This window comes from Mesorhizobium waitakense, from assembly GCF_056431085.1.
The window spans coordinates 39,159-51,449 of record NZ_JBWKME010000097.1; the positions used below are offsets into that span (position 1 = coordinate 39,159).

At 63.2% G+C, this 12,291-nt stretch carries 11 protein-coding genes and 1 pseudogene; 1 reads left to right on the forward strand and 11 read right to left on the reverse strand.

The genetic code is table 11. The annotated features are described in order from the left end of the window. Positions 1-36: 36 nt before the first annotated feature. The 11 genes and pseudogenes from AC07FD_RS20860 to AC07FD_RS20910 form a co-directional block, all read right to left on the reverse strand. Positions 37-350, reverse strand: a pseudogene (locus tag AC07FD_RS20860) (hypothetical protein). A 7-nt stretch (positions 351-357) separates the two neighbouring features. Next, entirely contained in the window at positions 358-720 is a 363-nt protein-coding gene (locus AC07FD_RS20865) for a nuclear transport factor 2 family protein (protein WP_478351373.1), read from the reverse strand. An 84-nt stretch (positions 721-804) separates the two neighbouring features. Beyond that, on the reverse strand, positions 805-1,284 hold the full coding sequence (locus tag AC07FD_RS20870; protein WP_478351374.1) for a carboxymuconolactone decarboxylase family protein: 480 nt from the start codon (positions 1,282-1,284) through the stop codon (positions 805-807). Between the two features lie 109 nt (positions 1,285-1,393). After that, complete coding sequence (locus tag AC07FD_RS20875) at positions 1,394-2,770, reverse strand: alpha/beta fold hydrolase (RefSeq protein ID WP_478351375.1); 1,377 nt, start codon at positions 2,768-2,770, stop codon at positions 1,394-1,396. A 276-nt stretch (positions 2,771-3,046) separates the two neighbouring features. Then, a complete protein-coding gene (locus tag AC07FD_RS20880; protein ID WP_457151683.1) occupies positions 3,047-3,358 on the reverse strand; it encodes a formate dehydrogenase subunit delta in 312 nt (103 codons plus the stop codon). Continuing rightward, positions 3,348-4,178 carry a formate dehydrogenase accessory sulfurtransferase FdhD gene (gene fdhD / locus AC07FD_RS20885; RefSeq protein WP_478351376.1) on the reverse strand — a complete coding sequence of 277 codons (831 nt, stop codon included), beginning with the start codon at positions 4,176-4,178 and terminating at the stop codon, positions 3,348-3,350. The genes AC07FD_RS20880 and fdhD overlap by 11 nt, the downstream gene beginning before the upstream one ends. A 2-nt stretch (positions 4,179-4,180) precedes the next feature. Further along, complete coding sequence (fdhF, locus tag AC07FD_RS20890; RefSeq protein ID WP_478351377.1) at positions 4,181-7,093, reverse strand: formate dehydrogenase subunit alpha; 2,913 nt, start codon at positions 7,091-7,093, stop codon at positions 4,181-4,183. Positions 7,094-7,103: 10 nt separating this feature from the next. After that, positions 7,104-8,660 (reverse strand): formate dehydrogenase beta subunit, encoded by a 1,557-nt coding sequence (locus AC07FD_RS20895; protein WP_478351378.1) that lies wholly within the window; start codon positions 8,658-8,660, stop codon positions 7,104-7,106. Further along, positions 8,657-9,136, reverse strand: coding sequence for a formate dehydrogenase subunit gamma (locus AC07FD_RS20900; RefSeq protein WP_095082625.1), 480 nt, complete (start codon positions 9,134-9,136; stop codon positions 8,657-8,659). The genes AC07FD_RS20895 and AC07FD_RS20900 overlap by 4 nt, the downstream gene beginning before the upstream one ends. 134 nt (positions 9,137-9,270) lie before the next feature. Then, entirely contained in the window at positions 9,271-10,170 is a 900-nt protein-coding gene (locus AC07FD_RS20905; protein WP_478351379.1) for a LysR family transcriptional regulator, read from the reverse strand. A 130-nt stretch (positions 10,171-10,300) separates the two neighbouring features. Continuing rightward, positions 10,301-10,678, reverse strand: coding sequence for a VOC family protein (locus AC07FD_RS20910; protein WP_478351380.1), 378 nt, complete (start codon positions 10,676-10,678; stop codon positions 10,301-10,303). A 216-nt stretch (positions 10,679-10,894) separates the two neighbouring features. Between AC07FD_RS20910 and AC07FD_RS20915 the strand changes: the two genes are divergently transcribed. After that, positions 10,895-12,070: an Mrp/NBP35 family ATP-binding protein gene (locus AC07FD_RS20915; RefSeq protein WP_478351382.1), complete on the forward strand. Its 1,176-nt coding sequence runs from the start codon at positions 10,895-10,897 to the stop codon at positions 12,068-12,070. The last annotated feature ends 221 nt before the right edge of the window (positions 12,071-12,291 follow it).

Here is a 12,291-nt window from a genome sequence, read left to right on the forward strand (position 1 = left end):
CCTTCTCCCCGTTGCCGGGGAGAAGGGCGCGGGCCACTACTCCACAATACGATAGATGTTCCACAGCTGGTGCCCGACACGACATAGGGCTCCATCTCCTTGCCCCATTTGGCGTGGGCGTCGATCTTGCCGATCTTGGCGAAGAACGCCTCCAGCTGGGCAAGGCTCTCGACCTGGTGATGCGACTCGACCGTCGCTTCGCGCGCGCCGATCGATCCGGTCATGATCTGGAACTTCAGGTCGGCGATGCCGACCTGCGAGCCGATCTCTCGCTCCCATTTCTTCATCAGCTCAAGCACGGTCTGCTTGTGCCCGAACTTGGCGTCGATCTGCCATCTGGCGCTGAACATCGCCGCCTCACTCGTCCCAGGCTTGCACGACCGTCTGCCGTGCGATCTGCCCGTTCTTCATCTCCAGCATCGCTGCCGCGAACACCTTAGTGCCGTCCGGATAGGTGCAGGCCTGGGTGAAGGCGAGGCTGTCGCCATCGGCGATCGCGGTATCGACCTTGTGGGTCATCGCCCGGCTGCAGATGTCGTCCCAGAACGTGCTGATCGCCGCGCGCCCGCGGATTTCGCGTGGCTTGCTCGGCGGGTTGTTGCGGTCGATCACCCGCACCAGCGCGTCGTCGGTATAGAAGCTCGACAGCATCTTTCCATCACGGCCTTCGATCGCCTTCTTGATCGCCGCGCCGTCCACGGCCTGTGTCTTGGTCAGCATTTTATCCTCCATATGCCCGTCTTCGCGATCGGGCGGTCAATGATCATGATGCCGCCCCGCGCTCATCGCCGGGCAGTGATTTCTTCACTGCGACTTGGCCTTGACGGCCGCGAACACGTCGTCGGTCTGCTTCTTGAAGGTCGCGAGGTCGACCTGGCTGCCATTGAGCATTGTCGACCAGTGGCGCACGATCGCGGCCATCGCCACCGCCTCCTTGATCTCCTCGTCGCTGGCGCCGTTGAGCTTGGCCGCCTCGGTATGGAAATAGATGCAGTACTGGCACGGGATCTGCGCAGCGACGGCGAGCCCCAACAGTTCCTTGGTCTTGCCGTCGAGCGCGGTCTTCGGGTTGAGCTGTACGCCCTTGATCTCGGCCCAGGCGCCGGCGACGGCTACATCCGGCAAGGTCTTGAACATGTCCGGCACCGAGCCGAGCGTCGCCTGGATGTCCTTGTAGGCGGCTGTCGCAGACGCGTCCTCGGCCTTTGCGGGAGCGATAGCGAACAACGCTCCAACACCTGCCGCAATCACCAGCGATCTGAGCGTCCGGCTTGACTCCAGCATTTCTTCCTCCTTCGCAGTGCCTTTCCCGGCGACATCCGCCTGGCCTGCATGAAGAGAATTGATAACGCTTGCATGCCTCGCGCCGCTTCGCCCGAAAGCGCCATGGCTCCTATGGCCCGTCCGGGCCAGTATGCCTGGCGGAAAATGCCGCTGCCGCGGCCCGCGACGGCAGGTCCAGCTTGAGTAGTATGTTGGCGACGTGGCGCTTGACCGTGTGCTCGCTCAGCCTGAGCTCGGCGGCAATCGCGGCATTGCTCTTGCCATCGGCGATCAGGCTCACAACTTCGCTCTCGCGCACCGTCAGCGAAGCCGGCTCGGTCGCCCTGGCCTTGGGACGGCAGGCCGGTTCCAGATGCTGTTCGGACATCGCCAGCACGAGCGCCAGCGGCTCGTCCAGTTCGTCGATGCTGATGCGGCCGGCATCGGCGAAATGGAGCCCTGAGCCGGCCGCCAACTCCGCGACCAGCCGCGATGCCAGGATGTCGCCGCGCCCGGCATGAGCAGCGAGTTGCATCGTCACGCGACCTGTCAGTCCTTCCGGCGATCCGCGCACCTCGATTTCCCCGACATGCGCCCCCTGTGCGCTCGCTACGCCGATCTCCTGCGCTGCCTCGCGCAACGCCGCCGCGCACCGCAAGGCCCGCCCCGGTCCGTCGAAACGTGAAATCATCACTTCGCCATGCGTTTCCACGCAGCGCCCGCCATGGCGTCCGACAAGGGTTCGCCATGTTTCCTGGAAGCGCTGGCTGCGTTCGCCCCACATGCGGTCGCCGAGCCGCGCCGTGTCATGGATGCGTGTCACCAAAAGCGCCGCCAGCACACGCTCCGCTTCCGCCACGGCGCGTGCCCCGGTCAGGAATTCCTCGATCAGGTCAGCCACCCGATCGACATCGCCGGTCCAGATCGGATGGTCGCGCCCGGGGATTTCCGCCAGCCGCGCATTCGGGATGGTCTTGGCCAGGAAGCGGCTGGCGTCAGGATCGACCCGCACATCGTTGCGGCGATGGATCAGCAGTGTTGGCGCGCGGATTGCCGCCAGCACGCCGCGCACGTCGATCCCGGCGTTCATGCGCGCCAGTGCCGCCGCTGCGGTCGGGCTTGCCGACAAACGCTCGAAGCGCGCCCACCATTGGGTGAAATGGGGGTCGTCGACCCGGCCCGGCGCGAAGCTGGGCAAGGTAGCACCCGTGCCCCATGACGTTTCAGCCGTCTCGATGAAGGCATCGAGGCGTTCCGGTGGCATCACCCATTTGTGGAAATGCGCATAGCCGCCATAGAGCGCCAGCGCCCGCGTCCTCTCCGGATAGGTGGCGGCGAACAGCATCGCCATTGGCGCGCCTTCCGAGGCGCCAAGCAGTGCGGCCCGGCCGCTGCCGGTCGCGTCCATCACGGCACGCACATCGTCCATGCGCGTTTCGAGGCTGGGCAGGTGGTGCGCGTCGACGCGGTCAGACAGTCCCGTGCCGCGCTTGTCGAACAGGATCAACCGCGAGAACGCCGATAGCCGCTTCAGCAGCCGGCTGTAGCCTTCGTCTTCCCAGTGCAGGTCGAGATTGGAAGCACGAAGACGAGATCGAACGATCCCTGCCCGACCACCTGATAGGCGATCCGCACATCGCCGCTACGGGCATATCGGGTCTCGATCGGCCTCACGAGGTTCCGCCCCGGCCTGACGATTTCTGGTCGTCAAACCATAGCAGAACAGCCTGATCGCGGCAGTTCAAACTTTAGCGATGGAAAATATAGGCGCGGTGCCTCGGCGCTATTTTTGCGAAGCGGCAACGTCGGCCGGGGAGGCCTCGAGCCCGAGTCGGAGGTCGGCCTCAGCCGGCGTGATCGGTCGCCTGATCTTGGCCGAGGCGGCGACCACCAACTCGTTGAAATTCTCGGTGCCGCCGTCCAGCAAATCGAACAACTGCCGCCGCATCCTCGGCTCCCAGAACTTGTTGATATGCTCGGCGACGCCGGCAATGCCTTCCTCGCGCGGCTTGGAATGGAAAAAATCGGCGATCTGGTTTGCCATGCGCACCAGCTTCTCGCTGGTGCTCATGATGTGTTCTTCGTCATGCGACATGTTTGGCAACTCCGCAAACCACCCGGTCGGGGTGGGTGAAAATATCGAAATCATCGCCGCGAACCAGCGCAACCAGTGTCATCCCGGCGGCCTCCGCAGTGCGGATGGCCAGCGCGGTCGGCGCCGAAACGGCGATGATGATTGCGGCGCCGATAGCCGCCGTCTTCTGCACCATTTCGACCGAAACGCGCGACGTCACCACCACAGCGCCCGTTGAGCCGTCGATGCCGGCTTTCGCCAACGCACCTGCGAGTTTGTCGAGCGCATTGTGGCGGCCGACATCCTCACGCGCCATGACGATGCCCTTGTCCGGCATATAGAAGCCGGCGGCGTGCACGGCTCCGGTCTCCGTGTGCAGCGGCTGCACTTTCGACAAAAGCTTAACCGAGCGGGCGATATCGTCGGCATCAAATGTAAGCGTCGACGAACCGACCGCGTCGACCGAACGCATCGCTTCCTCGATCGATTCGATGCCGCACAGGCCACAACCAACCGGACCGGCCAGTCGTCTGCGCCGCGCTTCGAAACGCGTATTGGCGCTGTCCTTCAACCGGATCTGGATATCGATGCCGGCGCCATGATCCTCGACCTCGATGGCTTCGATCTCGTCAGGCTTGGCGATGATGCCTTCGGTCAGCGAGAAGCCAAGCGCGAAATCCTCGAAATCGGCCGGGCTTGCCATCATCACGGCATGGGTGGTGCCGGCAAACGAGAACGCCACCGGCGTCTCTTCCGGCACCATCCGGTTGGCAGCCGTCGTCCCGCTCGCGCGACGCGCCAGCCGCGAGACCTGAGTCGTGGCTTTGCGGCGCTCGCTCAAGACTACTCCGCCGCTTGCAGCGAGGCGATGCGCCGGCTCTGCTTGGCCTGTTCGTCATAGTCGCGCTGCCATTCCGACGGGCCGTTGGAGGCGCCGACCTGCACCGCCGTCACCTTGTATTCCGGGCAGTTGGTCGCCCAGTCGGAGAAGTCGGTGGTGATGACGTTGGCCTGCGTGTCCGGATGATGGAAGGTCGTGTAGACCACGCCGGGCGACACCCGGTCGGTGATCAGCGCGCGCAACGTCGTCTCGCCTGAGCGGCTTGTCAGCCGGACCCAGTCGCCGTCGCGCAGTCCGCGATTCTCCGCATCGTGCGGGTGGATCTCCAGCCGGTCCTCGCTGTGCCACATGATGTTGTCGGTGCGCCTGGTCTGCGCGCCGACATTGTACTGCGACAGGATGCGGCCGGTGGTCAGCAGCAGCGGGAAGCGCGGGCCGGTCCTTTCGTCCGTTGCCACATATTCGGTGCGGATGAACTTGCCCTTGCCGCGCACGAAACCATCGATATGCATGATCGGGGTGCCGAGCGGTGCCTTCTCGTTGCAGGGCCATTGCACGGATCCGACACGGTCGAGCAACTCGAAGGAGACGCCGGCGAAACTCGGCGTCGTCTGGGCGATCTCGTCCATGATCTCGGAGGGATGCTGGTAGTTCCAATCCAGCCCGATCGCCCGGGCAAGCTCCTGCGTCGCTTCCCAATCGGCGTAGCGCGCCTTCGGCTCCAGAACCTTGCGCACCATGTTGATGCGACGCTCGGCATTGGTGAAGGTGCCGTCCTTCTCGAGGAAGGTCGAGCCCGGCAGGAAGACATGCGCGTAGTTCGCCGTCTCGTTGAGGAAGAGGTCATGCACGACGACACATTCCATGGCAGCCAGACCGGCGGCGACATGCTTGGTATCGGGATCGGACTGCAGAATGTCTTCGCCTTGGATGTAGATCCCTTTGAAGCTGCCGTCGACGGCGGCGTCCAGCATGTTGGGGATGCGCAGGCCGGGTTCGTCGTCCAGCTTCACGCCCCACAGGCTTTCATAGATGTCGCGCACGGCTTCGCCGGAGATATGACGGTAGCCCGGCAGTTCGTGCGGGAACGAGCCCATGTCGCAGGAGCCCTGCACATTGTTCTGGCCACGCAGCGGGTTCACGCCGACGCCCGGCCGGCCGATATTGCCGGTGGCCATGGCGAGGTTGGCGATCGCCATCACCGTGGTTGAGCCCTGGCTGTGTTCCGTCACCCCGAGGCCGTAATAGATCGCGCCGTTGCCCCCCGTAGCATAGAGACGCGCCGCGCCGCGGATCAGTTCCGGATCGACGCCGGACAGTTTGCCGACGGTTTCAGGGCTGTTTTCCGGCAAGGCGACGAACGATGCCCAATCCTGGAACTCCGCCCAGTCGCAACGTTCGCGAATGAAGGCCTCGTTGAAAAGACCCTCGGTGACGATCACATGCGCCAGCGCCGTCAGCACCGCCACATTGGTGCCGGGCTTCAGCGGCAGGTGATAATCCGCTTCAACATGTGTCGACTTGACCATCTCGGTGCGACGGGGATCGAGCACGATCAGTTTGGCGCCCTGACGCAGCCGCTTCTTCAGCCGCGAGGCGAACACCGGGTGGGCTGAAACGGGATTGGCGCCAATAATGACGGCAACGTCTGTGTAGTCGACGGAGTCGAAATCCTGCGTGCCGGCCGAGGTGCCATAGGTCTGGCCGAGCCCGTAGCCCGTCGGCGAGTGGCAGACGCGCGCGCAGGTGTCGACATTGTTGTTGCGGAAGCCCTGCCGCACCATCTTCTGGACGAGGTAGGTTTCCTCGTTGGTGCAGCGCGACGAGGTGATGCCGCCAATCGCGGTGCGGCCGTACTGATACTGGATACGGCGGAATTCCTTGGCCGTGTGGGAAATAGCCTCTTCCCAGGTCACCTCGCGCCAGGGGTCGGTGATCTTTTCGCGGATCATCGGCGACAAGATGCGGTCCTTGTGGGTGGCGTAGCCATAAGCGAAACGGCCCTTGACACAGGAATGACCGTGGTTCGCCTTGCCCTCCTTGTAGGGCATCATGCGGATGACCTCGTCATCCTTCACTTCGGCCTTGAACGAGCAGCCAACGCCGCAATAGGCGCAGGTGGTGACGGCCGAGCGCTCCGGCAGGCCTTTGGCAAGGACTGTTTTTTCGCGCAGCGCATCGGTCGGACAGGCCTGCACGCAGGCGCCGCAGGACACGCATTCCGAATCGATGAACGCCTCGTGCATTCCCGCCGAAACCCTGGATTCGAAACCACGTCCTTCGATGGTCAGCGCGAAGGTGCCCTGCACCTCTTCGCAGGCCCTCACGCAGCGCGAGCAGACGATGCATTGCGTGGGATCATAGGTGAAATAGGGGTTGGATTCGTCGCGTGCGATGTAATCGACCGTCAGCGAGCCATGGCCGGGCGCTACGCCGTTTTCCTGCTTGACGTGGTTGCGGCCCTCGATGCCGTAGCGGTTCTCGGTCAAGCCGATCGACTTCGCCACCGCATCGAACTCGCTGGCTCCGGTTCCGGCCGTCTCGTTCCAGCCGGTCGGATGGTCGGAGACGTAAAGCTCCATGACGCCGCGGCGAATGGCGTCAAGCCGCCCGGACTGCGTATGCACCACCATGCCTTCGCCGACAGGTGTCGTGCAGGATGCTGGCGTGCCGCCGCGCCCTTCGATCTCGACAAGGCAGACACGACATGAACCGAAGGAGTCCAGCATGTCGGTGGCGCAAAGCTTCGGGATCTCGACCCCGCCTTCCATCGCGGCACGCATGATCGAGGTGCCTTCCGGCACGGTGATGCTGCGGCCGTCGACACTCAGCGTGACCTGCTTGTGCGCCTTCGATTGCGGAGTTCCGTAGTCGATCTCTTCGACGAGTGATGGGAAGTCGGCCTTGATGTTCATCTGCCAGCTCCTATTCAGCAGCCACGCGCACTGGCGCAGGCTTGAAGTCGTCGGGGAAATGGGTGATCGAGCTCATAACCGGGTAAGGCGTGAAGCCGCCCAGCGCACAGAGCGAGCCGAATTTCATCGTGTTGCAGAGGTCGGTGACCAGAGCCAGGTTCTTCTCCGGCTCGATGCCTGCGGCGAGCTTGTCGATGGTCTCGACACCGCGCGTCGAACCGATGCGGCAGGGCGTGCACTTGCCGCAACTTTCGATGGCGCAGAACTCCATGGCGAACCGTGCCTGTTTCAGCATGTCGGCAGTGTCGTCGAACACCACGATGCCGGCATGGCCGATCAGCCCGTCCTTGGCCGCGAAGGCTTCATAATCGAACGGCGTGTCGAACAGCGCGCGCGGGAAATAGGCACCGAGCGGTCCGCCGACCTGCACCGCCTTGACCGGGCGCCCCGTCGCCGTGCCGCCGCCGATGTCGTCGACGATCTCGCCCAAAGTCATGCCGAAGGCCGCTTCGAACAGGCCGCCATACCTGATGTTGCCGGCGATCTGGATCGGGATCGTGCCGCGCGAACGGCCCATGCCGAAATCCTTGTAGAAGGCCGCACCCTTGTCCATGATGACGGGCACCGAGGCCAGCGAGATGACGTTGTTGATCACCGTCGGCTTGCCGAACAGCCCCTTGTGAGCCGGCAGCGGCGGCTTTGCGCGGACCATGCCGCGCTTGCCTTCGAGCGAGTCAAGCAGCGCCGTCTCCTCGCCGCAGACATAGGCGCCTGCGCCAACCCTGATCTCCATGTCGAAAGTGTAGGGTGAGCCCAACACGCTCGCGCCAAGCACGCCGGCCTTGCGGGCAACCTCGACGGCTTTGTTCATCATCGCCACCGCATGCGGATATTCCGAGCGGACGTAGACAAAGCCTTTGGTGGCACCCGTGGCGATTCCGGCGATCGTCATGCCTTCGATCAGCACGAAGGGGTCACCCTCCATGATCATGCGGTCGGCGAAGGTACCCGAGTCGCCTTCGTCGGCGTTGCAGACGATGTATTTACGGTCGCCAACGGTATCGAGCACCGTCTTCCACTTGATGCCGGTCGGGAAGCCAGCGCCGCCGCGCCCGCGCAGTCCGGATTCGGTGACTTGGGCGACAATGGCGGCGGGCGTCAATGCCAACGCGTTCGTCAGCCCGTTCAAACCGCCATGCTTCTTGTAGGATTCGAGTGACAGCGGATCGATCACGCCGCAACGCGCGAAGGTCAGCCGCGTCTGCTTGGCCAGGAAGGGGATTTTGTCCGGCGCGCCCAGCCAGCGCTTGTGAGGGCCGCCGGTGAGGAAGCCGCTGTCGAACAGGCTTTTGACGTCGGATGGCTTGACCGGGCCATAGGCGACACGGCCGTTGGCTGTCGCAACTTCGACCATGGGTTCGAGGAAATAAGCGCCGCGCGAGCCGTTGCGCACGATCTTGGCCTCGATGCCGCGCTCCGCCAGTTCACTGGCGATCGCCTTGGCGACCTTTTCGGCGCCAAGCGCCAGTGCGCCGGAATCGGCGGGAATGTAGATACGCGGGATCATGAGCGCACCTCGGCAACGATCTCGTCGAGCTTCTCGTCATCGAGCCGCCCGATCACTTCGCCATCGAGCATGGCGGCGGGCGAACAGGCGCACAGGCCGAGACAATAGACCGGCTCCAGCGTCACCGAACCGTCGCGGGTCGTCTCGTGGAAGCCTATGCCCAGCAACTGCTTCAGTTTGGCGGCGATGGCGTCGGAACCCATCGACTGGCAGGATTCTGCCTGGCAGACCTTCAGCACATGCCGGCCGGCCGGATGGCTGCGGTAATCGTGATAGAAGGTGACAACGCCGTGCACCTCGGCCCTGGAGATGTTCAGCGCCTCCGCGATGACTGGCAGCGCATCCTGCGGCACATGGCCGAACTCTTCCTGGATGCCGTGCAGGATCGGCAGCAGCGGGCCTTCGAGGCCTTTCAGCTCCTGGATGATCGCGGTCGTGCGCGATGTGATCTCGGTACTTGCAGGCTGCATTGGCATGCAGCGCCCTCCCTGGTCGATAGCTTTTATCGCTAAGTCTTTACAAAATCAGAGGAAACCCTCGGAATCAATAAAGCCGTTTCGTTGCTCGATAGAAATCTTCTATCGAGCTTGGTCGGCCGCTATTGTCTAGCCTAGCGGCGGGCGTGGAAATCGTCCGCCAGCGCCATCGCCTCGTCCAGCAGCGCCGAGACCAGTGGCGTGTGCGGCTCGCGCGGCGCAGCCACCAGGCCGACCGTGTGGCTGGCGTCTGGCTCGACGATCGGGATGGCTCGGATCGGTTCGGAAAAGCCGAATGTTTCCGCCAGGTTAAGGGGCATGATCGATGACCATTTGCCGGTGCGGATGTGCGAAAACAGTACGATCATCGAATTGGATTCGAGTGTCGGCCGCACCTGTACCCCGGCCTCGGCCAGGTGCTGGTCGATGATGCGGCGGTTCTGCATGTCGGGCGTCAGCAGGCAGAGCGGCAGGCTGCTAAGCTCGGCCCATGTCACTTTGTCGCGGTCGGAATAGGGATTCCCCATCGCAGTGATCAGTTGATAGCGCTCGTCATAGAGCGGCACGCTGGTGACGCGCCCCAGCGGCTCGTTGTCGAGATAGGTGATGCCGGCATCGATGTCGAAATTGCCGAGCAGCGACAGCACTTCGATCGAGGTCCGCGACAGCACCGAAAAGGTGACGCCGGGATGTTTTGCCCGAAAGGGGGTCGTCAGCCGCGCCACCATGGCCAGGGCGGTCGGAATCGCGGCAATGCGGATGCGACCAGACAGGCCGTGGCGCGCCGCCCGCATCTCTTCTCTCATGGTGCGGGTGTCGCCGACGATGCGACGCGCCCAGACCAATACCTGCTTGCCTTCGGGCGTCAGCCCTTGGAAGCGCGAGCCGCGCAGCACCAGCATCACGCCGAGCTGGCCCTCGAGCTGCTTGATGCCGGCCGACAGCGTCGGCTGGGTAACCCCGCACACTTCCGCCGCCCGGCCGAAATGCTCTTCCTTGGCCAGTGCGATGAAGAATTCCAGCTTGTCGATCATGGACGGAAGCTAGAGCATTTTGGTGTCCGCATAAATGCAGCAGAACAAACGGTTAGAGCGAGCCAACGGCTCGGTCAGGAGTGCCTGTTCCGGATCATGCTCGCCCCGCCTCCCCGAAATGCGCAATAGCCTATCTATCGACGAGGTTCAGGATATTGCCGTCGGGATCCTTGAACCATGCGACCTTCATGCCGTAGCCGACATGGACGTCGCCCTCCAGCGTGAGGCCGGGCATCTCATAGCGCTCGAAGGCGACACCCTTGGATTTCAGCGACTTGACGATGGTCTCGATCTCGTCGCCGACCGTCCAGGTCACCGCCGTCGCCTTGTTGGTGCCTGCGAATTGCGAATGATAGACATTGATAAGCGTGGTGCCGCTTCTGTAGACGATCAGTTCGCCACCCATATCATCCACCTGCTCGAGGCCCAGCGTCCCTTCATAAAAGGCCTTTGCCCTCGCCAGGTCTTTCACCGCCACATTGGCCGTTGCATTGCTGTTTGCGAGCATGATCGTCTCCTTCCCTGATTGCTCATCTCGATTGATTGCTCATGTCGATCCTTGAAATAGATCAGAGGGGCCGTTTGGCGATCGCCGGTTCGCAAAATGCCGGCTGCTCCGACACCGCCCGTCGTTTTTGCGGGCACACCAAGGCAGCAATTGCTCCACGGCTTGGTTCTGTCCGGAAACTGCACTATCTCAGGCCAAAGCTTGCATAAGGAAGAACTGATGTCCGTCACCAAGGAAATCGTCACCGAGCGGCTGAAGACGGTCAATGGCCCGGATTTCACCGGCAACATCGTTGACCTTGGCATGGTTTCCGAGATTTTCATCGCCGATTCCAAGGTCTTCTTCTCGATCACCGTTCCCGCCGCCCGCGCCCAGGAGATGGAACCGCTGCGGGCTGCTGCCGAGCGCGTCGTCAAGGCTATTCCCGGCGTTGCCGGTGCCGTCGTTGCACTGACGGCGGAAAAGAAAGGCGGCGGTATGGAAGCGCCGGTTCCATCGCGCCCTGCACCCAGGCCAGCGCCGCCGGCTGCCACCGCGCCGCGTGCCGCTCCGCACGCTCCGGCTTCGCACAGCCAGGGCAAGCGTGGCGTGCCTGGCATAGAAGCGATCATCGCCGTCGCTTCCGGCAAGGGTGGTGTCGGCAAGTCGACCACGGCCGTCAACATCGCTCTTGGCCTCGCCGCCAATGGTTTGCGCGTCGGCGTGCTCGACGCCGACATCTATGGCCCGTCCATGCCGCGCCTGCTCAACATCCACGGCCGGCCGCAGACCGTCGACGGCAAGATCCTGAAACCGATGGAGAATTATGGGCTTAAAGTGATGTCGATGGGCTTCCTCGTCGATGAGGAGACACCGATGATCTGGCGCGGTCCGATGGTGATGTCGGCGCTGACGCAGATGCTGCGCGAGGTCGAATGGGGCCGGCTCGATGTGCTCGTCGTCGACATGCCGCCCGGCACCGGCGACGCGCAACTGACCATGGCCCAGCAGGTCCCATTGGCTGGCGCCGTCATCGTCTCGACGCCGCAGGATCTGGCGCTGATCGATGCCCGCAAGGGCCTCAACATGTTCAAGAAGGTCGACGTGCCGCTGCTCGGCATCGTCGAGAACATGAGCTATTTCATCGCTCCGGATACCGGCAAACGCTACGACATCTTCGGCCATGGTGGCGCGCGCCGCGAAGCCGAGCGTCTGGGCGTCACCTTCCTTGGCGAAGTGCCGCTCGAGATGGGCATTCGCGAAAGCTCGGATGCCGGAACGCCGGTGGTTGTCTCGAAGCCCGACGGCGCCGAGGCAAGGATCTACCGGGATATCGCCTCGAAGGTTTGGGACCGGATCAATGAAGAGCGTGATGCGGCCGCGGATGCGGTGCCGAACATCGTGTTCGAGTAGTTTTTCGTTCGGTAGGCGCCGCCCCTCATTGTCCTGCCGGACATTTCTCCCCGTATAGTGACGGGGAGAAAGACACCGTCCTTGATGATTTCGCCAATCTGCGCGGGAGGAAGGGCGCCGACGTTGCGGCCAGTTCCCTTCTCCCCGTCACTATACGGGGAGAAGGTGCCGGTGTCCGAACCTGATAGATAGGTAACAGAATGGACCGATAGCATAGGTGA